The organism is Rathayibacter sp. AY1A4, from assembly GCF_002930955.1.
Classification (GTDB): Bacteria; Actinomycetota; Actinomycetes; order Actinomycetales; family Microbacteriaceae; genus Rathayibacter.
Map to the genome: position 1 here is coordinate 164,988 of NZ_PSTN01000003.1, position 23,791 is coordinate 188,778.

Genomic DNA, 23,791 nt, shown 5'->3' on the forward strand with positions numbered 1-23,791 from the left:
GAGCAGCAGTGGAGCGGCCGCCCGCAGATCCGAATTCAGCCGATAAAATCATCCTCGAAAGAGGGACACCGGCTATTGCTCACACGGCCTTGTCCGAGAAGCGGATCATCCGCTTCTCGGACTCGTGTCACCGCCCTAGGGTCGTCACCCGAGAGCGCCCTTCTCGGCCGAGTAGAGCTGCTTCACCTGCTCCGCGGTCAGCGCCCGGTCCCACACCCGCAGTCGGGCGAGGGAGCCGGCGAAGCGGTTGATCATCGTGCCGTCCCGGCCGACCGCTCCGACCACGAAGTCGCCCGGAGCCGCGTTGAGGCCGTCGGGGTAGACGTAGGGGTTCTTGGCGTAGGTCGCGCCGAGCTTGTCGGTGTACACCGGGTACGCGGTGGCGGCGCCGTCGAGGTACGAGACCGCGACTGCGCCGTCGTACGTCCCGACGTGCAGCTGCCACACGCCGCGCGTGATCCGGCGGGGCTCCACCGAGTAGTCGCGCGAGTACGGGTAGCCGGGCGTCGGCCCGCCGAGCTTCGAGACGTGCATGCACACGCGCTCCCAGCCGCCGTACTCGGGGAGGTTGTTGAACAGCGCGTAGGAGCGCAGCGGCCCGACCGTCGACTCCTCCCAGACGCCCGCGATGCAGGCGCCGTCCGCGTCGGAGTTGAGCACCCACACCGCGATCGTCACCTGGCCGGTCGAGGCGCCCAGGTTGAGCGGGCCGACCTCGCCCTTGGGGACGACCAGGTGGTCCGTCGTCCCGTTGAGGGCGACTCCGGTGCCGAACGGCGTGGCGACGGCGCGGGCGGAGGAGCCCGCACCCTGCCGGAGCGCCGGAGCGCCCGCGACGGCCGAGGCGAAGGGGGCGGCGCTCTCGGCGAAGGACCACTCCGCGATCGGCGTGGGCACGGTGACCGTGGGGACCGGAGCGGCGTCGCCGACCACGAACGCGTCGAGGATCAGGTTGGTGCCGCTCGAGGAGGGATTGCGGCCGCTTCCGCGGCGGATGGTCACCGTGTGCGGCCCGGCCGCGAGCTGTCCGCTGCTCCAGACCGTCTGCTTCGACCGCGTCGCGGCGCTGTAGCGGTCGACGGACGCGACCTTGACTCCGTCGAGCTCGACGTCGTTGATGCCGGACGAGCCGGTGAGGCGGCTGATCCAGCTCACACTGGTACCCGTGAAGGCGAGGGTGGCGGAGGCGCCCGCGGTGGTCGAGTAGGCGATGCTGCCGCCGCTGTCCGTGCTCGCCTTCAGCGTCGACCACGTGCCGGTCGTGACGATCGGGGCGGCGCCGTTCTCGTAGGTGCCCGCTCCGGGCAGGGTCGTCGCCGGCGGAGGCGTCGCGTCGCCGACCACGAAGGAGTCGAGCAGCAGATTGCTGCCGGTCGAGGCCGGATTGCGGCTGCTCCCCCGGCGGATCGTCAGCGTGTGCGGCCCGCCCGCGAGCTGTCCGCTGCTCCACACCGTCTGCTTCGAGCGGGTGGACGCGCTGTAGCGGTCGACGGAGGCGACCTTCACGCCGTCGAGCTCGACGTCGTTGATCCCGGAGGACGACGTGAGTCTGCTGATCCAGGCGATGCTCGTGCCGGTGAAGGCGAGCGTCGCGGAGGCGCCGGAGCTGGTCGAGTAGGCGATGCTCCCGCCGCTGTCCGCGGTGGCCTTCAGCGTCGTCCAGGTGCCGGTGGTGACGATCTGCGCGGCGCCGTTCTCGTAGGTGCCCGCGCCGGGCAGCGTGGACACGGGCGGCGTCTCGGGCACGGGCTCCGTCTGCGGCACGGGGCCCTCGGCGATCCAGCGCTGGAAGGTGTCGATCATCTCCTTGTTGGTGAAGCTCGGGACCTTGTGGCCGTCGGTGCCCTCCCCCGGGTGGGTGCGCAGCGTCGCCTCCTTCGCCAGGGGCAGGGCCGCGGCGTGCAGGGCGGCGCCGTGCAGGGCGAGCGGCACCATGACGTCGTCGGGAGATCCGGTGATCCTCAGCCGGGCGCCGCGCCACACCGACGCGGGCAGCCGCGCCGGGTTGGTGGCGGCGATGGCCGCCGCATCCGCGTACTCGGGGCCGATCTTGTCCGGCTCGCTCGCCGCGCGCTCCTCCATGTCGTAGGAGCTGCTGCAGAGGTACGCGCCCCGGATGTTCGGCACCATCCGCTTCCCGTAGGCCCAGGCCAGGAGCGGCCCGCCTCCGGAGTCGGAGCGCAGGAGGCTCGCGTCGATCCGCCACACCGACGAGGCCCAGGCGGCGACAGCGGCCTGGATCTCGATCGCCCGCGGGCTCGACCAGATGCTGCCGCCGTAGGTCGGGCAGATGCTGACGATGCCGCGGTCCACGGCGAGGTCGGCGGAGTAGGCGAACGCGCTCGAGAGCGCCGTGTGGGTGCCGTTGCGGGCGTGGTAGTACCAGAGCATCGATGCGCCCCTGGTCTGCGACGGAGGCGTCGCGTGCGGCACGAACAGGCGCGCCCGGTCCCCCGCGACGACGACGTCGATGATCTCGTAGCGCTTCCCGCCCGTCTTCGACGTGGCGGTGGACAGGCGCGAGACCTCGCCGGGCAGTCGGGGCACCGCGGTGAGGTCGCCGGCCGCGAGGGCCGGCGTCGCGAACGCGATCGCGCCCGCGCCGGCGACGGATCCGGCGAGGATCGTGCGGCGGGAGAGAGCGGAGAGGGCCTTGACGCCCGACCGGGAGCCGGTGCGGGAGGAGTCGGCGGAGTCGCCTACGGCAGTGTCCTGAGGAGTCACGGAAGAGAGAGCCTTTCCGATCGTCACCGTTCCGGGTACACCGATCGAAAGAGGAGGAGAAGGCGTTCAGTGAACGAGCGGCAGTGCTCGCGCTACTGATGCGGATCACCTTCTTCTCGAGAAGGAAAGGGAAGCCGGATCAGGCTAACAGAGGGGATGAGAAAGGGTTCAGTATTTCTACCCACCGCTTTATCAACCGGAAGAGAACGCACCAGGAATCGCTTATCCGGCCGCTTATCGTCCCTTTTCCGGTGACACGACGCGCGCCGGACACCGCCGTCTGGCAGGATGCCCCCGTGTCGGAGACGGGTCGGCTGCAGCGGGGCGGCGCCCTCCCCGTGCTCCTCGTGTTCCTCCGCCTCGGGCTGACCTCGTTCGGCGGGCCGATCGCGCACCTCGGCTACTTCCGCGAGGAGTTCGTGGTGCGCCGCGGCTGGCTGACCGATCGCGCGTACGCCGACCTCGTCGCGCTGTGCCAGTTCCTCCCCGGACCCGCGTCCAGCCAGGTCGGGATGGCGGTCGGCCTGCAGCGCGCGGGGCTCGCCGGACTGGTCGCCGCGTGGTGCGGATTCACGCTCCCCTCGGCGATCGCCCTGGTCCTCGTCGCCGGTCTCGTCGCCGGTGCGGGCGATGTCGCCTCCGCCGGCTGGCTCCTGGGCCTCCAGGCGGCGGCGGCCGCGGTCGTCGCGCAGGCCGTGCTCGGGATGGCGCGCTCGCTCGCACCGGACCGCCGCCGCGCGACGATCGCCGGCGCAGCGGCTGTCGCCGTCCTCCTCGCCCCGGAGCCCGCGCTGCAGGTGGCGGTGATCGCGGCGGCGGGCCTGGCCGGCGTCCTGTGGCTGCGCGGCGAGGAGGCGGCTCCGGACGAGGGCCCGGGCTTCGCGGTCCGGATCCCGACGGCGCTCGCGGTCTCGGCCCTCGCCCTCTGGGGGCTCCTCCTGGCCGGCCTCCCCCTGCTCGCCGCGCTCACCGGCGAGGGAGCGGCGGGTCTCGCCTCCGTCTTCTACCGCGCGGGCGCTCTGGTGTTCGGGGGCGGCCACGTCGTGCTGCCTCTGCTGGAGGCGCAGACGGTCGGCGCCGGCACGGTCGGGCAGAGCGAGTTCCTGGCCGGCTACGGCGCGGCGCAGGCGGTGCCGGGCCCGCTCTTCACCTTCTCCGCGTTCCTCGGCGCGGTGGGCGCGGGGACGCCGGATGGCGTCGCGGGGGCGGCGATCGCGCTGGTCGCGATCTTCCTGCCGGGCGCTCTGCTCGTGGTCGGCGTGCTCCCGTTCTGGCAGCGGCTGCGGCACCTGCCGGTCGCGCAGAGGGCGCTGGCCGGCGTGAACGCCGGCGTGGTGGGACTGCTCGGCGCCGCCCTCTACGACCCGGTACTGACGGAGGGCATCGGCTCGACCGGCGCCCTGGCGCTCGCGATCGGCGCCTTCGTGGCGCTGACGCGCTGGACCGTGCCCCCGTGGATCGTCGTCCTCGCCGCCGCGGGCCTCGGCACCCTGCTCCTCTGACTCCCTCCGGGGACGACGATCCGGACCAGCCCTGGCAGTCTGGACGCATGAGGGCTCGGGGGACGACAGCAGCAGTGGCGACGACGGCAGCGGCGGGGCTCCTGCTGCTGGGCGGGTGCACCGCCGGCGGCGGGGCCGAGGCGGGCGCCACGGCGTCCGCGCCCGCCTCGCGGACGCCGAGACCCGCCATCACCGACCTGATCACTCCGAGCCCGACCCCCTCCGCTCCGGCGACCGCCGAGCCGGTCGGAACCGTCGTCGACGCCGGGCCGGTCGGCGAGGGAGTCCCCGCCACCGTCTCGGGCACCGGCCCGGCCGACGTGTCGTTCCAGCGGCAGGGCGAGTTCGCGGTCGTCCTGAGCCTGGACTGCTCGGCCTGCACCGGCACGGCGATCGTCACCGCCGCGGGCCGGATGACGCCCTTCGGCGAGGCCGCCGCCCCGATGACGGGGTCGTTCCTGACCGGGATCTTCCGCGACGACCCCGTCGAGCAGCAGGTGATCGTCCGAGCCGACGGGCCGTGGACGCTCGGCCTGCAGAGCTGGAACGACCTCGCGACGGTGAGCGGTGCGCAGTCCGGCACCGGCCCGGCCGTCCTGTTCTTCTCCGACGACGTCCCGCGCGTGACGGTCGACTACACGCCCGCGGGTCCGGACGACTCGTTCTCCGGCCGCGTGTTCACGACCTCCGATCAGCCGCAGCTGTTCGGCGACTCCGTCGCCTTCTCCGAGGTGTTCGAGGCCGACCTGCCCGGCGTCATGGCCGTCCAGACCGAGGGGACCTGGACCGTGACGCCGACGCCCTGACCCGGGGTCGTGACGCGCCGTCCGCGGAGTCGGGGAACGGGAGCCCGTCGGCCCAGACGCGCTGCACGCGGAGCGACGCGTCGAGCAGGACGACGTCGGCGCGGTACCCGGGGGCCAGCAGGCCGAGGTCGCCCCGGCCGAGCACGCGGGCGGGAACGGCGGTGAGGGCGGCGACGGACGCCTGCAGCCCGAGCTGGCCGGGCCCGACGGCCCGCCGCAGGGCCTCGTCCTGCGTGAGCGTGGATCCGGCGAGCACAGCGGTGCCCGCGAGCCGGGCGACCCCGCCGAGCACCTCGACGTCGAGCAGGCCGAGGCGGTGCGTTCCGTCGCCCGGCCCGGCCGCCGCCATCGCGTCGGTGACGAGCGCGATGCGCCCGGGAGCCGCCGCGAACGCGAGCCGCACCACCTCGACGTCCACGTGCCGGCCGTCGAGGATCAGCTCGAGCGCGACCCGCTCGTCTCCCAGGGCCACCGGGATCGGGCCCGGGGAGCGGTGGCCGATCCCGGGCATGGCGTTGAACGCGTGCGTGACCAGCCGGGCTCCGCGGTCGAACGCGGCCCGCGCCTGGTCGGCGTCCGCCTCGGTGTGGCCCACCGCGACCACCGTGCCGGCGCCGGCGAGCCGCTCCACCGCCGCGAGGGCTCCCGGCAGCTCGGGCGCGAGCGTGATCTGCGCGAGGCGTCCGCGGGCGGCGTCCAGCAGCCGGCCGACCGCGCCGGAGGAGGGGTGCACGAGAGCCGCGGGGTCGTGCGCTCCCCTGCGCGAGGGCGCGAGGAACGGGCCCTCGAGGTGCGCGCCGAGCACGAGCGGGTCGGTGGCCGCGAGGGCCGAGACCGCGTCCAGAGAGGACTCCAGCTGCTCCAGCGGCGCCGAGACCAGGCTGACCAGCGAGCGCGTGGTGCCACGGGAGCGGTGCAGCGCGAGGCCCGCGCGGATCGCCTCCGCTCCTCCGTCGAAGCCGTAGCCGCCCCCTCCGTGCACGTGCAGGTCGATGAAGCCTGGGACAGCGGTGAGGCCCCGCGCGTCGTGCAGCTCCGCCCCCTCCGCCTGCGCCTGCCAGCCGGTGCCGGTGCCGGTCGCCGTGATCGCGCCGTCCCGCGCGAGGAGCCAGTGGTCCTCCACCGTCCCGGCCGCGTCGACCTTCCGTGCGCTGTGGATGATCAGCGCGGCGTGCGCCATGCGGTCGTCTCCTGGGTGTCGGTTCCGGATCGGCGGGGACTCCGCCCCCTCCCGACGATGGCACAGCCCCCGCCGGTCGCGCCGGTCCGACACCGATCACTGCGCCACCCCGAACGTATTCCGCGCCTCCGCGTCACGAACAGGGACCTCGCGCGTCTCCTGTGCATGCCTCCCCTGGACACCCGAACCCCCACCCCTCGCCTCGCCGCCTCCCGCCGGCCGCTCGACGTCGTCGCCATCGCGGCGGCCGCCCTCGTCAACGAGCGCTACCTCGATCGGCGCTTCACCGTCCACCACCTCGCCGCCGAGCTGCGGATGCCCGCCCTGCTGCTGCGGCTGCGGTTCCGCCGCTGCTACGGGCTCGGCCTCGACGAGCACCTCGCCCTCCGCCGACTCGAGCTGGCCGCCGTCCTGATGGCGAGCACCCCCGTCGCTCTCGGCGGCCTCGACCGCATCGCCCGGGGCTCCGGCTACCGGGGCACCGCCGAGCTGGACCGCGACCACCGGAGGCACCGCCGGTCGTCCGCGCTGGCCGCCTGGTTCCGGGCCGCCCCGCGTCCCGAGCGCGAGCACCGGCACGGCATCCGGCCCGAGGAGGAGCTGCTCGCCGCAGCGCCGGGTGCCGCGACTCCGGCCCGCCCCAGCAGCATCCGCTCGGCACCGGTCACCCCGCTGAGGCGCCGCGCCTGAGCCCGGCCGCGGAGCGGTACAGTGCCACGATGCGCACCTCCGGAACCCGCCGATGACGGCCGTCCGCTACGTCGCGATCGGCGATTCCTTCACCGAGGGCGTCGGCGACGAGCGGCCGGACGGCACCCCGCGCGGCTGGGCCGATCTGACGGCCGCGGGATGGGCGGCGGCCACGGGCGAGCGGATCGAGTACGCCAATCTCGCGATCCGGGGCCGGCTCATCGCGCCGATCCTCGCCGAGCAGCTCGAGCCCGCGCTCGCCCTGGGCCCGACCCACCTCTCCTTCAACGGAGGCGGCAACGACATGCTGCGCCCGCGGGCCGACATCGAGCGGATCGCCGACGCCTACCTCCGCGTCCTCGAGCGCTGCGACGAGCAGGGCGTCGTGCTGATCGCCCTGGCCGGCGCCGACCCGTCGCCGCGGCTCCCGCTCGGCTCGCTCATCCGCCGCCGCGGGGACGCGCTGACCGACGCCGTCCTGCGCCGGACGAGCCACCGGACCGACGTGGTCGTCGCCGACAACTGGCACGACCCCGCTTTCGCCGATCCGGCGCTGTGGTCGGAGGACCGCCTGCACCTCGGCCCGCGGGGACACCGGCGGGTGGCCGACCGGGTCCTGCGGGCGCTCGGGCTCACGCCGCCCGCCGCGCTGCCCGACGCTACCGAGGCCGCACTCCGGCGCGGCGGAACCGTGCAGTACTACCGGCAGCACGTCGCGCCGTGGGTGCGGCGCAGGCTCACCGGCACGTCCTCCGGGGACGGCCGCGCCGCGAAGTACGCGGGCTTCGTGCCGATCGACCCGGTCTGACGCCTCCTCCGAGGAGCACGGCGCTCGTTCGACGGGCAGGGATCTCCCCTGAGGCGCTCAGCGGCGACCACTCGCGGCCGCTCGACGGCGTCGAGCGCTCAGTGCCAGCCGTACCGCGCCGAGAGCACCCGGGCGACGGCGTCGTACCGAGCGCGCTCCAGAGCTGCTCCTTCGCGGCGCATCCCGGCGGGGTGCACGCGGAACACGCGCTCCGGGTCGACCCAGCTGGGGCGCCCGTCCGGGTCCCAGCCGCCGGTCCCGACGGCCAGGTAGTCGGAGTGCTCCTTCGAGCTCAGCCGCACGGCGAGCACTGTCCCCGACTTCTCGACAGCGAGCACGAGCACCGGGCGGTCCTTGCCGCGGCCGTCGTCCTCCTCGTACGGCACCCAGGTCCAGACGACCTCGCCCGGGTCCGGGTCGCCGTCGGGCGTGGGCGCGTAGCCCAGGCGGACCCCGCGGAGCCGCGACGGGTCGACCTCGACGGTGCGGCCCACTCCGCTCGCGCCCGGGGTCGGCGCCGTCGTGCTCAGGTACGGGCGCTGCGGGCGGGGCCCGGCGTCCGGCCGCGGGGCGACCGCGCGGCCGAGGAGTCGGAGGAGCAGGGACACGACCGAGCGCGAGGAGGGCACCCCGGAACCCTAGCCCGGATCCGCGGCCGCCCGCCCGCGGGGGCGCGCCCGGCGGTCGCCCGTCCCGGACGCGCCGACGGGGTGCCGGCTCCGGAGAGCCGGCACCCCGTCGGGTGCTGCGGAGGAGGGGGTCAGTCCGCCAGGACGTAGCCCGCCTCTCCGTGGATGGCCGTGTCGATGCCGGCGATCTCGTCCTCGTTCTTCACACGGAAGCCCATCGTCTTCTGGATGATCCAGCCGATGAGGAGCGTCATGACGAAGGAGTAGGCGAGGACGGTGAAGGCCGCGAGGGCCTGCTTGCCGAGCTGGCTCGCGTCGCCGGTGAGGAACAGGCCCACGCCGGTGCCGAAGAAGCCGATGTAGAGCGTTCCGATGAGGCCGCCGACCAGGTGCACGCCGACCACGTCGAGCGAGTCGTCGTAGCCGAGGCGGTACTTGAGGTCGATCGCCAGGGCGCAGACGGCGCCGGTGATGACGCCCAGGACGATCGCCCAGAACGGCGACAGGCTGGCGCACGCCGGGGTGATCGCGACGAGGCCCGCGACCGCGCCCGAGGCGGCGCCGATCGAGGTGGGCTTGCCGTCCTTGATCTTCTCGACGACGAGCCAGCCGAGGATCGCGGCGGCCGGAGCGGCGATGGTGTTCAGGAAGGCGACGGCCGCGATGCCGTCGGCGGCGAGCTCGGAGCCGGCGTTGAAGCCGAACCAGCCGAACCACAGCAGTCCGGCGCCCAGGAGCACGAACGGCGGGTTGTGCGGCTGGTGCGCGCCCTTGGTGAAGTTGACGCGCTTGCCGAGCACCAGGGCGAGGGCGAGGGCCGCCGCTCCGGCGTTGATGTGGACGGCGGTGCCGCCCGCGAAGTCGATCGCGCCGACGCCGTAGGCGATCCAGCCGCCGTCGACGACGGTGGCGTCGTCGCCGAGGGTGAAGTTGAAGACCCACGAGGCGACCGGGAAGTAGACGACGGTGGCCCAGACGCCGGCGAAGACCATCCAGGCGCCGAACTTCGCGCGGTCCGCGATGGCGCCGGAGATGAGCGCGACGGTGATGATCGCGAACGTCGCCTGGAACGCGGCGAAGGCCAGCGTCGGGTAGGCCGACGTCTGCTCGCCGAGCGCGTCGTTGTAGATGCCCTGCAGGCCGATCTGGGCGGTGTCGATGCCGAGGACGCCGTCGATGCCGACGAAGGTGTCGGTCCCTGCGGGGCCGGACGGGCCGTTGCCGAACGCGATCGCGTAGCCGTACAGGACCCAGAGGACCCCGATGAGGCCCATGGCTCCGAAGCTGAGCATCATCATGCTGATGACGCTCTTCGCACGCACCAGGCCGCCGTAGAAGAAGGCGAGCCCGGGGGTCATGAGCAGGACCAGCGCGGCTGCGATGAGCAGGAACGCGGTATTGCCTTGATCCATTGTTGAACCTCTCGTGAGTGTGCAGAGAAAAGCCCGGAGCGAGGACGCTGCGTCGGAGCACGGCCTGGAGACACGCGGGTGTCGGGTCACCTCGGGTAGCCGACAGTCTGGTGGCGCGAGGTTTCGTCCCGTGAGGCACCGCGTTTCGCGGAGGTTACGGCCGAGGCCCCTGTGTAAAAAGCGCGTTACGGCGCGCTGGCGGACGGCACGACGACGACCCCGGGAACGCCGGGAGGAGAGCGGATCCGCCCCTAGGAGCGGGGCGCCATCGAGGTGAGCGCGATGAGCCGCGACATGGAGCGCAGGTACTTCTTGCGGTAGCCGCCGCTCAGCATGTCGCCGCCGAAGACCTCGTCGAGGGGCGTCCCGGAGGCGAGGACCGGGATCTGCGCGTCGTAGACCCGGTCGATGAAGGCCACGAGGCGCAGGGCGTCGGTCTGGTCGGTCAGAGCGGTGACGCCCCGGAGCACGATGGTGTCGACGCCGTCGATCACCTTGATGTAGCGGGAGGGGTGCACGGTGCCCAGGTGGTGCACGGCGTCCACGAACGGGTCGTCGGTGACGACGGAGCCGGCGGGGGCGGCCGCGACGAGAGCGTCGATCTCCTCGTCGGTGCGCACCACGGCGTGGCCCTCGATGTCGCGGCGCCGGTAGTCGGTGCCGTCGATCCGCATCGTCTCGAAGTGGGCGGCCATCGACTGGATCTCGCGGAGGAAGTCCGCCGCGGCGAAGCGCCCCTCGCCCAGCGCGTTGGGCGGGGTGTTCGAGGTCGCGGCGATGCGGGTCCCGGAGGCGACCAGCTCGCCGAGGAGCCGCGTCATCAGCATCGTGTCGCCCGGGTCGTCCAGCTCGAACTCGTCGATGCACAGCAGCGCCGAGCCCTTGAGGAGCGAGACGGTCGCCGCGTAGCCGAGCGCGCCGACGAGCGCGGTGTACTCGATGAACGTCCCGAAGTAGGTGCGGCCCGGCACCGCGTGCCAGATCGCCGCGAGCAGGTGGGTCTTGCCGACGCCGAAGCCGCCGTCGAGGTACACGCCCGGCTTGACCGCGGGGGCCTTCTTCCGGCCGAAGCCCAGGAAGCCGCCTCCGCCGCCCTTGGATCCGCCGCCGGCGGCGAACGCGCGGAGAGCCTCCACCGCGTCGGCCTGCGAGGGGTACTCCGGGTCGGGACGGTAGCTCTCGAAGGTGGCGCCCTCGAACTGGCGCGGGGGCACCAGCGTCGACGCGATCTCGTGCCCGCTGATCTGGGGCGAGCGGGCGGTCAGGCTGCTCGTCGATCGGACGTCGTCGGGGCTCACTCGCGTCTCGCATCCTGCGCACGGCGCGGGTCCGTGCGCTCAGTGGCGGCGGCCGCACCGGGCACGGAGCCGCCGCGGTTCTGTGTCGAACTCTTACGGCGCCCTCCGTGCGGCGTCGTCCGCGGACGCGTACTGTCGCTGAAGGGCGGGCTCCAGCGTAGCCCGCCGTGGAATCACGCCCGCGCTCCGCGCACCATCCTGGAGGTCCTCCTTGTCCGTCGAAACCGATCCGTCGCCGAAGTTCGCCTCCTACGCGCACCCCGAACGGCTCGTCAGCGCCGACTGGCTCGAGCAGCGCCTCGGCACTCCCGGTCTCGTCGTCGTCGAGTCCGACGAGGACGTCCTGCTCTACGAGACCGGCCACATCCCCGGCTCCGTCAAGATCGACTGGCACACCGACCTCAACGACCCGGTGCAGCGCGACTACATCGACGGTGCCGCGTTCGCCGCGCTCGTCGGCGGCAAGGGCATCGCCCGCGACACCACCGTCGTCGTCTACGGCGACAAGAACAACTGGTGGGCCGCCTACGCGCTCTGGGTCTTCACCCTCTTCGGCCACGAGGACGTCCGTCTGCTCGACGGCGGCCGCGACAAGTGGCTCGCCGAGGGCCGCTCGACGACCACCGACGCCTCCTCCCCGGAGCCCGCCGAGTACCCCGTCGTCGAGCGCAGCGACGCCGAGATCCGCGCCTTCAAGGACGACGTCCTCGCGCACTTCGGCAACCCGCTGATCGACGTCCGCTCCCCGGAGGAGTTCACCGGGCAGCGCACCACGGCGCCGGCCTACCCGGAGGAGGGCGCCCTGCGCGCCGGTCACATCCCGAGCGCGCAGAACGTGCCCTGGGGCAGGGCCGCCGCCGAGGACGGCACCTTCCGCCCCCTCGACGAGCTGAACGGCATCTACCGCGAGGGCGCGGGGCTGAAGGACGGCGACTCCGTCATCGCCTACTGCCGGATCGGCGAGCGCTCCGCCCACACCTGGTTCGTGCTGACCCACCTCCTCGGCTTCGAGGGCGTCCGCAACTACGACGGCTCCTGGACCGAGTGGGGCAGCGCCGTCCGCGTCCCGATCGTGCAGGGCGCCGAGCCCGGCGAGGCCCCCGCGGCCCGCTGACGCGTCACGACGGAGGCCGGGAGCGCCGATCCGCCCGTCGACGGGCCGGATCCGGGCTCCCGGCCTCCGCTGCGACCGCCCGCCGCCCCTCCCCCGATGAGACACTGGACCGGATGACCGACACCACGCTCCCCGACGCTCTGCGCGACATCCGCGAGGAGTTCCTCGCCCTCGAGAAGCCGGAGCGCCTGCAGCTCCTGCTCGAGTTCTCGAACGAGCTCCCCGACCTGCCCGAGCGCTACCGCGACCACCCGGACCTCTTCGAGCGCGTGGAGGAGTGCCAGGCGCCCGTCTTCATCGTCGTCGACGTCGAGGGCGGGATCGTGCACCTGCACGCCACTGCTCCCCGCGAGGCGCCCACGACGCGCGGCTTCGCGTCGATCCTGGCGCAGGGCCTGGCCGGGCTCACCCCCGAGCAGGTGCTCGCCGTCCCCGACGACTTCCCGCAGACCATCGGCCTCTCGGAGGCGGTCTCGCCGCTGCGCCTGCGCGGCATGACCGCGCTGCTCGGCCGCACCAAGCGGCAGGTCCGCGCGCACCTGGCCGCATGATCCTCCGGCCGCTCGTCCCCGCCGGTCCGCCGATCGTGATCGGCGAGGAGGGCGCGCGAGCGGCGGTCGCTGACGCCTGGCGTCCCGACGAGGCGGTGCGCGTGCGCCTGAACATGATCGCGAGCGTCACCGGCTCCAGCACCGGCTCCGACGGCACCAGCGAGACGCTCACCAACCGCGTCGACCGCACGATCCTCGGAGTCGTCCGCGAGCAGGCCGACGTCGTCCTCGTCGGAGCCGCGAGCGTCCGCGCCGAGGGCTACCGCGTCCCCCGGCGGGTCCCGCTCGCCGTCGTCTCCGCCTCGGGCGATCTCGCCGGGCACCGCCTGGAGCTGCAGGAGGGCTCCCGGGTCCTGCTGCTGGTGCCGGAGTCGCGCGGCGCGGTGGAGGGGCTCCCCGCCGGCGTCGAGGTCGTCCCGGTCCCGTCCTCCTCGGAGCGGATCGGCGTCGACGAGCTCCTGGAGGCTCTCGCCGGGCTCGGCCTGCACCGCGTCGTCTGCGAGGGCGGCGCCTCGCTCTCGGGCCAGTTCCTCGCCTCGGGCCGGGTCGACGAGCTGTGCCTCACCACCTCGCCGCGCGTCGTCCTGCCGGGCCTCCCGGTCGCGACGGGCACGGCCGTCGTCGACGACGCCTACGCCCTGACGCTCCTGGCCGCGGACGATTCCGGGGCCGTCTACGCCCGCTGGAGCCGCACGCGCTGAGAGCCGCCCACCCGGCGTGCCTCCGCGTCCCGGGCGCGTCGGAACCCTAGTCTGCGACCGTGCCCGAATTCCCAGCGTCGTCCCAGCTCCCCGAGGAGTTCCGGGTCGCGACGGAGTCGATCCGCGCCGCTGCCACGCGCGCCGAGCTCACCGTGTCCGAGATCGCCTCGCCGTCGGGTCTCGCGCCCTGGGCCCTCGCCCTGTCGGGCGACGTCGCGCCGCACGCGCACGGACGCGACTCCGAGCTGGGCACGGGGCGCTTCATCCTGCTCTACGACCCCGAGGAGCCCGAGCAGTGGGGCGGCCCCTTCCGTGTCGTCTGCTTCGCCCAGGCCCCGCTCGAGGTCGAGATCGGCACCGATCCGTTCCTCGCCGAGGTCGCCTGGTCCTGGCTCATCGACGCCCTCGGGGCGCGGGGCGCCTCCTATTCCGCCGCGTCCGGCACGGCGACCAAGGTGCTCTCCACCGGCTTCGGCGAACTGGCCGCTCAGGGGGACGGTGCGCAGATCGAGATCCGCGCCTCCTGGAGCCCGGATGATGCGCAGCTCGCCGCTCACGTGGAAGGGTGGGGGGAGCTGTTGTGCATGCTCGCGGGTCTCCCGCCCGTATCGAGCGACGGTGTGACCCCGCTCGCCTTCCGACGGAACAACCGTGACTGATTACCGTGTCCTCTCCACGCCCGACGAGTTCCTCGCCGCGGTCGACGCCCTCGCCGCCGGCGAGGGCCCCGTCGCCGTCGACGCCGAGCGCGCCTCCGGCTTCACCTACTCGCAGCGCGCGTACCTGATCCAGGTCTACCGGCGCGGCGCCGGCGCGTTCCTCTTCGATCCCCCCGCCATCGGCCGGATGGACGCCCTGCAGGCGGTCATCGGCCAGGAGGAGTGGGTCCTCCACGCCGCCAGCCAGGATCTCGCCTGCCTGCGCGAGGTGGGCCTGGACCCGGTGCGGATCTTCGACACCGAGCTCGCCGCCCGGCTCCTCGGACTGCCCAAGGTGGGCCTCGGCGCCGTCGTCGAGGACCTCCTCGGCATCCACCTGGCCAAGGAGCACTCGGCCGCCGACTGGTCGACCCGCCCCCTCCCCCAGAGCTGGCTCGTCTACGCCGCGAAGGACGTGGAGCTCCTCGTCGACCTCCGCGACCGCATGGAGGAGATGCTCATCGCCGCGCGGAAGACGCGCATCGCCCGCGAGGAGTTCGAGGCGACGCTCGCGCGCGCCCCGAAGGCGGTCCCGCTGGATCCGTGGCGCCGCCTCTCCGGCATGCACTCGCTCCGCGGCCCGCGCCCCCTCGCCGTGGCGCGCGAGCTCTGGCTGGCCCGGGACGCGTTCGCCCGCGAGCGCGACATCGCTCCCGGCCGCCTGATCCCCGACTCCTCGATCATCGCGGTCGCCCGCAACATCCCGACCAGCATCGGCCAGCTCTCGGGCCGCCGCGACTTCACCGGCCGCGCCAGCCGCGGCGAGGTCGAGCGCTGGTGGGCCGCGATCGAGCGCGGGACGACGACCGAGGACCTGCCGAGCCCGACCCGCCCTGCCGCCGACACGCTCCCCCCTCCGCGCGCGTGGGGCGATCGCAACCCGGCCGCCGACGCCCGTCTGAAGGCGGGACGCGCCGTGGTCACCGAGATCGCCGAGCTGCTCTCGCTCCCGGTCGAGAACCTGCTCACGCCGGAGCTGCTGCGCCGGGTGGCCTGGAACCCGCCCGAGCCGATGACCGCGGAGTCGGTCGCCGCGGAGCTCACCCGCGCAGGCGCCCGTGCCTGGCAGGTCGAGGCCACGTCGGGCTCGATCGCCACCGCGTTTGTCGAAGCGGCCCAAGCGCCGGCCGAGGGCACCGAAACCCCTTCGTAGGAAGCGGCAAAGGATTCCGGCTGCGCGGTGCCGGTTCCTACGATCGACGGCGACCGTGAGTTCCTGGGAGGCATTGTGGCCGAGAGATCCGAAGTCGTGTTCGTCGACGGAGTCCGTACTCCGTTCGGGCGTGCCGGCGAGAAGGGCATGTACTGGCAGACCCGAGCCGACGACCTCGTCGTCAAGGCGATGATCGGTCTGCTGGAGCGCAACGGCGCGCTGCCGAAGGAGCGGGTGGACGAGGTGGCGATCGCCGCCACCACCCAGCAGGGCGACCAGGGCCTGACCCTCGGCCGCACGGCGGCGCTGCTCGCAGGGCTGCCGAAGTCGGTGCCCGGCTTCGCCATCGACCGCATGTGCGCCGGAGCGATGACCTCGGTCACCGCGACCGCGGGCGGCATCGCGTTCGGCGCCTACGACGTGGTCCTCGCCGGCGGCGTGGAGCACATGGGCCGGCACCCGATGGGCTTCGGCGCCGACCCCAACCCGCGCTTCCTCTCCGAGCGCCTCGTCGGCGAGGACGCGCTCAACATGGGCCGCACGGCGGAGCGGATCCACGACCGCTTCCCGCACCTGACGAAGGAGCGCGCCGACCACTACGCTCTGCGGAGCCAGCAGAAGCTCGCCGCCGCGTACGCCGCTGGCAGCATCCAGCCGGACCTCGTCCCCGTCGCCACGCGCAGCGCCGCGGGCTGGGGCCTCGCGACCGCCGATGAGGCACCGCGCCCCGAGACGACCCTCGAGGGCCTCGCGGGCCTGCGGACCCCGTTCCGCCCCCACGGCCGGGTGACCGCGGGCAACTCCTCCGGGCTCAACGACGGAGCGACGGTGTCGCTCCTGGCCAGCGCCGAGGCCGCACAGGAGCTGGGCCTGTCCGCGAAGATGCGGATGGTGAGCTTCGCGTACGCCGGCGTCGAGCCCGAGATCATGGGCATCGGCCCGGTCCCCTCGACCGAGAAGGCGCTCCGCAAGGCGGGCCTGGGCATCGAGGACATCGGACTCTTCGAGCTCAACGAGGCGTTCGCCGTGCAGGTGCTCTCCTTCCTCGACCACTTCGGCCTCGACGACGACGACCCGCGCGTCAACGAGTACGGCGGAGCGATCGCGATCGGCCACCCGCTCGCCTCCTCCGGGGTCCGGCTGATGATCCAGCTGGCCCGGCAGTTCGAGTCGCACCCCGAGGTGCGCTACGGCGTGACGGCCCTCTGCGTCGGCCTCGGCCAGGGCGGCACGGTGATCTGGGAGAACCCGCACTACGACGGCAAGCGCGGACGACGGAAGGGACGCTGACCCATGCTCGACGGATTCGAGAACCTCGTGGACCTCGCCGAGGGCGAGGTCGTCACCCACTCCTACGTCCGCGACGTGCCGCTGCCCAGCGGCCGCACGCTCGCCCTGATCACGCTCGACAACGACCGCGACCACACCCGCCCCAACACCTTCGGGCCGGCGTCGCTCTTCGAGCTGGCGGACGTCCTCCTGGCGCAGAAGGAGCGCGCCTCGCGGGGCGAGATCCAGGCGGTCGGCATCACCGGCAAGCCGTTCATCCTCGCCGCGGGAGCCGACCTCAGCAAGGTCGGGGCCATCCCGAGCCGTGAGCTGGGCCGCCAGCTGGCGCGCCTGGGCCACCGCACGCTGGGGATGCTGGCCGAGCTGGGCGTGCCGTCCTTCGCCTTCATCAACGGCCTCGCCCTGGGCGGCGGCACCGAGATCGGCCTGAACGCCGACTACCGCACCGTCGACTCCTCCATCCCCGCGCTCGGGCTCCCCGAGGTCTTCCTCGGCATCATCCCCGGCTGGGGCGGCGCGTGGCTCCTGCCGAACCTGATCGGCATCGAGAACGCCCTCAAGGTCGTCGTCGAGAACCCGCTCAAGAACAACCGCACGCTCAAGGGCCAGGAGGTGTTCGACCTCGGCATCGCCGACGCGATCTTCCCGCCCGCCGCCTTCCTCGAGGACTCGCTCCGCTGGGCCGACGGCGTGATCGGCGGCTCCGTGAAGGTGGAGCGGCCGAACGCGCCCGGCAAGCTGGAGCGGCTGGTCAAGTGGGACGTCGCGATCTCGATCGCTCGCAAGCAGCTGGAGTCGCGGATCGGCACGGTCGCGGCGTCTCCGTACCGCGCGCTGGAGCTTCTCAAGGCCGCGAAGAACACCACCCGCGAGGAGGGCTTCGCCGCCGAGGACGAGGCGCTGGCCGACCTGATCTCGGGCGACCAGTTCCGCGCGAGCATCTACGCGTTCGATCTGGTGCAGAAGCGCGCCAAGCGTCCCGCGGGAGCGCCCGACAGGGCGCTGGCCAAGCCCGTCACCAAGGTCGGGGTCGTCGGCGCGGGCCTCATGGCCTCGCAGTTCGCGCTGCTCTTCCTCCGCCGCCTCCAGGTGCCGGTGGTCATCACCGACCTCGACCAGGAGCGGGTCGACAAGGGCGTCGCGGGCATCCGCGCCGAGATAGACGCGCTGCTGGCGAAGGGACGCGTCTCCCCCGACGACGCGAACCGCCTCCGCGCGCTGATCACCGGCACGACCGACCGCTCCGACTTCGCCGACGCCGACTGGGTGATCGAGGCGGTCTTCGAGGAGCTGTCGGTGAAGCAGGAGGTGTTCGCCGACATCGAGCGCTACGTCTCGCCCACGGCGGTGCTCGCGACCAACACCTCGTCCCTCTCCGTCGAGCGCATCGGCGAGCGGCTGGAGCACCCCGAGCGCCTCGTCGGCTTCCACTTCTTCAACCCGGTCGCGGTCATGCCGCTGATCGAGGTGGTCCGGACGCCGCACACCGACGACGAGACCCTCTCGACGGCGATGGTCACCGCCGCGAAGCTCAAGAAGAACGCCGTCATCACGCGCGACACCCCGGGCTTCGTGGTGAACCGCGTGCTGGCGAAGGTCCTGGGCGAGGCGATGCACGCGGTCGACACGGGCACTCCCTTCGAGATCGTCGAGCAGTCGCTGGCTCCGTTCGGCCTGCCGATGACCCCGTTCGAGCTGCTCGAGCTGGTGGGCCTCAAGGTCGGCGCGCACGTGCTAGACACCCATCACGCCGCGTTCCCCGACCGCTTCTTCGACAGTCCCAACCTGCACCGCCTCGCCGAGCTCGGCCACGTCTTCGAGCGCGACGCGAAGGGGCGGGCGAAGGGCGTCGACAAGCGCGCGGTCGCGATCGTCGCAGGCGGCACGGAGCCGATGACGGCCGAGCAGCTGCGGCTGCGCGTCGAGACGGGTCTCGCGGACGAGGTCAAGCGGATGCTGGACGACGACGTCGTGCACGCCGCGGAGGACATCGACCTCTGCCTGATCCTCGGCGCGGGCTACCCGTTCCAGATGGGCGGGCTCACGCCCTACCTCGACCGGGTCGGCGCGAGCGAGCGGGCGTTCGGGGACACGTTCCACCACCCCGCGATCCGCGGCGTCGACTGACGCGGAGTGCAGTGACGCGGAAGGGGCGCCGGATCGGATCCGGCGCCCCTTCCGCGCGTCGCCTGCGGGACGGGTCCCGACGGACGATCAGTCGCTGCGGGCGTCGTCCCGGGCCTCGACCTCGTCCGGGAGCGGACGGGCGACCGGGATCTTGCTGCCCAGCACCTGCGCGACGACGTCGCGGGCGATGTGCTGGGGAGTGAGCCCGACGTCCTCGAGGATCTCCTCGCGCTTCGCGTGGTCGAGGAACTGGTCGGGCAGCCCGAGCTCGGTCACCGCGGTGTCCACGCCGGCCTCGCGCAGGTCCTGGCGGATGCGCGTGCCGATCCCGCCGACGCGCACCCCGTCCTCGATCGAGACGACGATGCGGTGCTCGCGGGCGAGCTCGATGATGCTGGTGGGCACGGGCACGACCCAGCGGGGGTCGATGACGGTGGCTCCGATGCCCTGGGCCGCGAGCCGCTGGGCGACCTCGAGACCCATCGCGGCCATCGGCCCGACCGTGACCAGCAGCACGTCCTTGCGCTCGGCGCGGGCGAGCACGTCGACCCCGTCACCGAGACGCTCGACGGCATCGATCTCGTCGCCGACGCTCCCCTTCGAGAAGCGCACCACGGTCGGCGCGTCGGTGACGCCGACGGCCTCGCGCAGCTCCTCGCGCAGGCGCACGGAGTCGCGCGGAGCGGCGAGGCGGATGTTCGGGACGACCTGCAGGATCGCCAGATCCCACATGCCGTGGTGGCTCGGACCATCGGGTCCGGTGACTCCGGCGCGGTCCAGCACGAAGGTGACGCCCGCGCGGTGCAGTGCGACGTCCATCAGCACCTGGTCGAAGGCGCGGTTCACGAAGGTGGCGTACAGCGCGACGACCGGATGCAGCCCGCCGAAGGCGAGACCGGCGGCCGAGGTCACGGCGTGCTGCTCCGCGATGCCGACGTCGAAGACGCGCTCCGGGTACTTCTCCGCGAGGCGGTCGAGACCGACGGGCCGGAGCATGGCGGCCGTGATGCCGACGATCGTCGGGTCCTCGTCGGCCAGCGTGACGATCTCCTCGGCGAACACCGAGGTCCACGAGCGGGCCCCGGCCGCGCTCAGCGGCTCGCCCGTCTCGGGGTCGATCTGCCCGACGGCGTGGAACTGGTCGGCGAGGTCGTGCACGGCCGGACCGAAGCCCTTGCCCTTCTGGGTGATCGCGTGCACGATGACCGGCTGGCCGTAGTCCTTCGCCTGCTGGAGGGCCTCCTCCATCGCCGTCAGGTCGTGTCCGTCGATCGGCCCCAGATACTTGATGTCGAGGTTGGAGTAGAGCGCCTCGTTGTTGATGAAGCGGCTGAGGAAGCCGTGGAGCCCGCCGCGCACGCCGCGGTAGACGGCGGCGGCGGGGCCGCCCAGCCGCTCCGAGACGGCCCGGGAGCCGCGGTGCATCGTGCGGTAGGTCGGCCGCGTGCGGACGCCGTTGAGGAAGCGGGCCATGCCGCCGATGGTCGGGGCGTAGGAGCGCCCGTTGTCGTTGACCACGATGACCAGCCCGCGGGAGTTGTCGTCGCTGATGTTGTTCAGCGCCTCCCAGGTCATGCCGCCGGTGAGGGCGCCGTCGCCCACGACCGCGACGACGTGGCGGTCGGTCTGGCCGGTCATCGTGAAGGCGCGGGAGATGCCGTCAGCCCAGGACAGCGAGCTGGAGGCGTGCGAGCTCTCGACGATGTCGTGCGGCGACTCCCTCCGCTGCGGGTAGCCGGCGAGGCCGCCGCGCTGCCGGAGCTTCGAGAAGTCCTGGCGACCGGTGAGCAGCTTGTGGACGTAGGACTGGTGACCGGTGTCGAACACGATCGCGTCGTGCGGCGAGTCGAAGACCCGGTGGATCGCGATGGTCGTCTCGACGACGCCGAGGTTCGGCCCCAGGTGGCCGCCGGTCTTCGAGACCTCGCGCACGAGGAAGTCGCGGATCTCCTGCGCCAGCGTCTCGAGCTCGGCCGCGGTCAGGCGATCGAGATCGCGAGGACCGCCGATGGTCTCGAGAACAGCCATGCGCGCCGCCTTCCGGGGTCGTGAGCGAGGTGGGGACGTCTCCCGAGTCTACGCACGGGGCCCCCGGGAACGCGTGTGCGCCTCCCCCGCAGGGAAGGCGCACACGCTCTGCGGCTGATCTAGACGAGCGAGCGCAGCACGTACTGCAGGATGCCGCCGTTGCGGTAGTAGTCCGCCTCACCGGGGGTGTCGATGCGGACGACCGCGTCGAACTCGACCGTCTGCTTGCCCTCGGCCGAGTGCTCGGTCGGCTCGGCGACGACGTGGACCGTCTTGGGGGTGACGCCCTCGTTCAGCTCCTCGATGCCCGAGATGCTGATCGACTCGGTGCCGTCGAGGCCCAGCGACTCCCAGCTCTCGCCCGCGGGGAACTGCAGCGGGACGACGCCCATGCCGATGAGGTTCGAGCGGTGGATCCGCTCGAAGCTCTCGACGATGACCGCCTTGACGCCCAGCAGGCTCGTGCCCTTGGCCGCCCAGTCGCGCGACGAGCCGGAGCCGTACTCCTTGCCGCCCAGGATGACGAGCGGGGTTCCCTCGGCCTGGTAGTTCTGCGACGCGTCGTAGATGAACGACTGCGGGGCGTCCGGCTGAGTGAAGTCGCGGGTGTAGCCGCCCTCCACGCCGTCGAGCAGCTGGTTGCGCAGGCGGATGTTCGCGAACGTGCCGCGGATCATCACCTCGTGGTTGCCGCGGCGCGAGCCGTAGGAGTTGTAGTCCTTGCGGTCGATGCCGTGCTCGTCGAGGTAGCGGCCGGCGGGGCTGTCGGCCTTGATCGAGCCGGCGGGGCTGATGTGGTCGGTCGTGACGGAGTCGCCGAGCTTGGCGAGCACACGGGCACCGGCGATGTCGGTGACCGGGGTCGTCTCCATCGTCATGCCGTCGAAGTACGGGGGCTTCCGCACGTAGGTCGACGACTCGTCCCACTCGAAGATCGAGCCCTCGGGGGTCTGCAGCGCGCGCCAGCGCTCGTCGCCGTCGAACACGCCCGCGTACTGCGTGTCGAACATCGACTTGTCGATCGACGAGTCGATCGTCGCCTGCACCTCGGCCGCGTCGGGCCAGATGTCCTTGAGGAACACGTCGTTGCCGTCGGAGTCGGTGCCGAGCGCGTCGACCTCGAAGTCGAAGTTCATCGAGCCGGCGAGCGCGTAGGCGATGACGAGCGGGGGGCTCGCCAGGTAGTTCATCTTCACGTCCGGGTTGATGCGGCCCTCAAAGTTGCGGTTGCCCGAGAGCACGGCGGTCACGGCGAGGTCGTTGTCCTGCACCGCGGCCGAGATCTCCTCGAGCAGCGGGCCGGAGTTGCCGATGCAGGTCGTGCAGCCGTAGCCGACCGTGTAGAAGCCGAGCGCTTCGAGCGACTCGGTCAGGCCGGCCTTCTCGTAGTAGTCGGTGACGACCTTCGATCCGGGCGCCAGCGTGGTCTTGACCCACGGCTTGGCCTTCAGGCCCTTCTGCGCCGCGTTGCGGGCCAGCAGGCCTGCCGCGAGCATGACGGACGGGTTCGACGTGTTGGTGCACGAGGTGATCGCCGCGATCGCGACGGCGCCGTGATCGATCGTGAAGGTCCCGCCCTCGCCGAGCTCGACCGTGGTCGGCTTGGAGGCGGTCGCCGGCGCGTGCGAGCGGTGGGTGTGCTCGTGGCTGCTGTGCTCGTCCTGCGGCTGCAGCTCTCCGGGGTCGGAGGCGGGGAACGACTCCGCGATGGTCAGGTCGACGATGTCGTGCGAGACGTCCGCGTAGTTGGTGAGGTCCGACTCGAACTGCGTCTTGGCGGACGAGAGCTCGATCCGGTCCTGCGGGCGCTTCGGGCCGGCGATCGAGGGGACGACGGTGCCGAGGTCGAGCTCGAGGTACTCGCTGAAGACCGGCTCGACCGCGGGGTCGTGCCAGAGCTTCTGCAGCTTGGAGTACTGCTCGACGAGGGCGATCTGCTCGTCGCTGCGGCCGGTGAGGCGCAGGTAGTCGAGGGTCACGTCGTCGATGGGGAACATCGCGGCGGTGGAGCCGAATTCGGGGCTCATGTTGCCGATGGTGGCGCGGTTGGCGAGCGGCACCGCGGCGACGCCGGCCCCGTAGAACTCGACGAACTTGCCGACCACGCCGTGCTTGCGCAGCATCTGCGTGATGGTGAGCACGACGTCCGTCGCGGTCACGCCGGTCGGGATCGAGCCGGTGAGCTTGAAGCCGACGACCTTCGGGATGAGCATCGAGACGGGCTGGCCGAGCATCGCGGCCTCGGCCTCGATGCCGCCGACGCCCCAGCCGAGCACGCCGAGTCCGTTGACCATCGTCGTGTGCGAGTCGGTGCCGACGCAGGTGTCGGGGTAGGCGCGCAGCGCGCCGCCCACCTCGCGGGTCATGGTGACGCGGGCGAGGTACTCGATGTTGACCTGGTGCACGATGCCGGTTCCGGGCGGGACGACCTTGAAGTCGTCGAAGGCGGTCTGGCCCCAGCGGAGGAACTGGTACCGCTCGCCGTTGCGCTCGTACTCGAGCTCGACGTTGCGCTCGAGCGCGTCCTCGGTGCCGAAGAGGTCGGCGATGACGGAGTGGTCGATGACCATCTCGGCGGGCGCGAGCGGGTTGATCCGGTTCGCGTCGCCGCCCAGGGCAGCGACGGCCTCGCGCATGGTGGCGAGGTCGACGATGCAGGGCACGCCGGTGAAGTCCTGCATGACCACGCGGGCCGGCGTGAACTGGATCTCGGTGTCGGGCTCCGACTCCGGGACCCACTCGCCGAGGGCGCGGATGTGGTCGGCGGTGATGTTCGCGCCGTCCTCCGTGCGGAGGAGGTTCTCGAGCAGCACCTTGAGGCTGAACGGGAGCTTCTCGTGACCGGGGACCCGGTCGATGCGGAACACCTCGTAGTCGGTCGAGCCGACCTTCAGGGTGTCTTTCGATCCAAAGCTGTCTACCGCGGACACGTCGCCCTCTCCTTCGCTGACTGCAGCGTCCGCCGACGGGCGGAGCCGCTCTCCGTCCTCATCTTGACGACCGCGCACAGCGGCCTGCCACCAAGGAGGACCTAACTCCTCGACGCCGAGGCGCCCGGTCGACCTCGCCGCGACGGTGCG

Annotated in this window: 18 protein-coding genes; 11 read left to right on the forward strand and 7 right to left on the reverse strand. The window is 72.5% G+C overall.

Annotated elements, in window-relative coordinates:
* Positions 1–144: 144 nt before the first annotated feature.
* Entirely contained in the window at positions 145–2,724 is a 2,580-nt protein-coding gene (locus C5B92_RS03425; protein ID WP_104350061.1) for a LamG-like jellyroll fold domain-containing protein, read from the reverse strand.
* Positions 2,725–3,020: 296 nt separating this feature from the next.
* Here C5B92_RS03425 and chrA point away from each other — a divergent pair, with 296 nt between their 5' ends.
* Positions 3,021–4,226 carry a chromate efflux transporter gene (gene chrA / locus C5B92_RS03430; protein ID WP_258061244.1) on the forward strand — a complete coding sequence of 402 codons (1,206 nt, stop codon included), beginning with the start codon at positions 3,021–3,023 and terminating at the stop codon, positions 4,224–4,226.
* Between the two features lie 47 nt (positions 4,227–4,273).
* Positions 4,274–5,032, forward strand: a complete 759-nt coding sequence (locus C5B92_RS03435; RefSeq protein ID WP_146076890.1) for a hypothetical protein — start codon at positions 4,274–4,276, stop codon at positions 5,030–5,032.
* Here C5B92_RS03435 and C5B92_RS03440 read toward each other — a convergent pair.
* A complete protein-coding gene (locus tag C5B92_RS03440; RefSeq protein ID WP_104255020.1) occupies positions 4,983–6,212 on the reverse strand; it encodes an N-acetylglucosamine-6-phosphate deacetylase in 1,230 nt (409 codons plus the stop codon). The genes C5B92_RS03435 and C5B92_RS03440 overlap by 50 nt on opposite strands.
* Before the next feature lie 165 nt (positions 6,213–6,377).
* Here C5B92_RS03440 and C5B92_RS03445 point away from each other — a divergent pair, with 165 nt between their 5' ends.
* Both C5B92_RS03445 and C5B92_RS03450 read left to right on the forward strand, forming a co-directional pair.
* A complete protein-coding gene (locus C5B92_RS03445) occupies positions 6,378–6,902 on the forward strand; it encodes a hypothetical protein (protein WP_104255021.1) in 525 nt (174 codons plus the stop codon).
* 52 nt (positions 6,903–6,954) lie between these two features.
* Positions 6,955–7,710, forward strand: a complete 756-nt coding sequence (locus tag C5B92_RS03450; protein ID WP_104255022.1) for an SGNH/GDSL hydrolase family protein — start codon at positions 6,955–6,957, stop codon at positions 7,708–7,710.
* Between the two features lie 98 nt (positions 7,711–7,808).
* Here C5B92_RS03450 and C5B92_RS03455 read toward each other — a convergent pair whose 3' ends face one another.
* From C5B92_RS03455 to zapE, 3 genes are all read right to left on the reverse strand, one after another.
* Positions 7,809–8,339, reverse strand: coding sequence for a type II toxin-antitoxin system PemK/MazF family toxin (locus tag C5B92_RS03455; RefSeq protein WP_167299028.1), 531 nt, complete (start codon positions 8,337–8,339; stop codon positions 7,809–7,811).
* Between the two features lie 131 nt (positions 8,340–8,470).
* Entirely contained in the window at positions 8,471–9,751 is a 1,281-nt protein-coding gene (locus C5B92_RS03460) for an ammonium transporter (protein WP_104222080.1), read from the reverse strand.
* A 251-nt stretch (positions 9,752–10,002) separates the two neighbouring features.
* A complete protein-coding gene (zapE, locus tag C5B92_RS03465; RefSeq protein ID WP_104255023.1) occupies positions 10,003–11,049 on the reverse strand; it encodes a cell division protein ZapE in 1,047 nt (348 codons plus the stop codon).
* A 211-nt stretch (positions 11,050–11,260) separates the two neighbouring features.
* Between zapE and C5B92_RS03470 the strand changes: the two genes are divergently transcribed.
* From C5B92_RS03470 to C5B92_RS03500, 7 genes are all read left to right on the forward strand, one after another.
* Positions 11,261–12,163: a sulfurtransferase gene (locus C5B92_RS03470; protein ID WP_104255024.1), complete on the forward strand. Its 903-nt coding sequence runs from the start codon at positions 11,261–11,263 to the stop codon at positions 12,161–12,163.
* A 113-nt stretch (positions 12,164–12,276) separates the two neighbouring features.
* Positions 12,277–12,714: a SufE family protein gene (locus C5B92_RS03475; protein WP_104222086.1), complete on the forward strand. Its 438-nt coding sequence runs from the start codon at positions 12,277–12,279 to the stop codon at positions 12,712–12,714.
* Positions 12,711–13,415 (forward strand): dihydrofolate reductase family protein, encoded by a 705-nt coding sequence (locus tag C5B92_RS03480; protein ID WP_104222088.1) that lies wholly within the window; start codon positions 12,711–12,713, stop codon positions 13,413–13,415. The genes C5B92_RS03475 and C5B92_RS03480 overlap by 4 nt, the downstream gene beginning before the upstream one ends.
* A gap of 59 nt (positions 13,416–13,474) precedes the next feature.
* A complete protein-coding gene (locus C5B92_RS03485) occupies positions 13,475–14,074 on the forward strand; it encodes a DUF3000 domain-containing protein (protein ID WP_104222090.1) in 600 nt (199 codons plus the stop codon).
* Positions 14,067–15,266, forward strand: coding sequence for a ribonuclease D (locus C5B92_RS03490; protein WP_104255026.1), 1,200 nt, complete (start codon positions 14,067–14,069; stop codon positions 15,264–15,266). Before C5B92_RS03485 ends, C5B92_RS03490 begins: the two co-directional genes overlap by 8 nt.
* 75 nt (positions 15,267–15,341) lie before the next feature.
* Positions 15,342–16,556 (forward strand): thiolase family protein, encoded by a 1,215-nt coding sequence (locus C5B92_RS03495; RefSeq protein WP_104232573.1) that lies wholly within the window; start codon positions 15,342–15,344, stop codon positions 16,554–16,556.
* A gap of 3 nt (positions 16,557–16,559) precedes the next feature.
* Positions 16,560–18,683, forward strand: coding sequence for a 3-hydroxyacyl-CoA dehydrogenase NAD-binding domain-containing protein (locus C5B92_RS03500; RefSeq protein WP_104350062.1), 2,124 nt, complete (start codon positions 16,560–16,562; stop codon positions 18,681–18,683).
* A gap of 87 nt (positions 18,684–18,770) precedes the next feature.
* Here C5B92_RS03500 and dxs read toward each other — a convergent pair whose 3' ends face one another.
* Both dxs and acnA read right to left on the reverse strand, forming a co-directional pair.
* On the reverse strand, positions 18,771–20,711 hold the full coding sequence (gene dxs / locus C5B92_RS03505; RefSeq protein ID WP_104350063.1) for a 1-deoxy-D-xylulose-5-phosphate synthase: 1,941 nt from the start codon (positions 20,709–20,711) through the stop codon (positions 18,771–18,773).
* 119 nt (positions 20,712–20,830) lie between these two features.
* Complete coding sequence (gene acnA, locus C5B92_RS03510) at positions 20,831–23,641, reverse strand: aconitate hydratase AcnA (RefSeq protein ID WP_104267882.1); 2,811 nt, start codon at positions 23,639–23,641, stop codon at positions 20,831–20,833.
* Between the last annotated feature and the right edge of the window lie 150 nt (positions 23,642–23,791).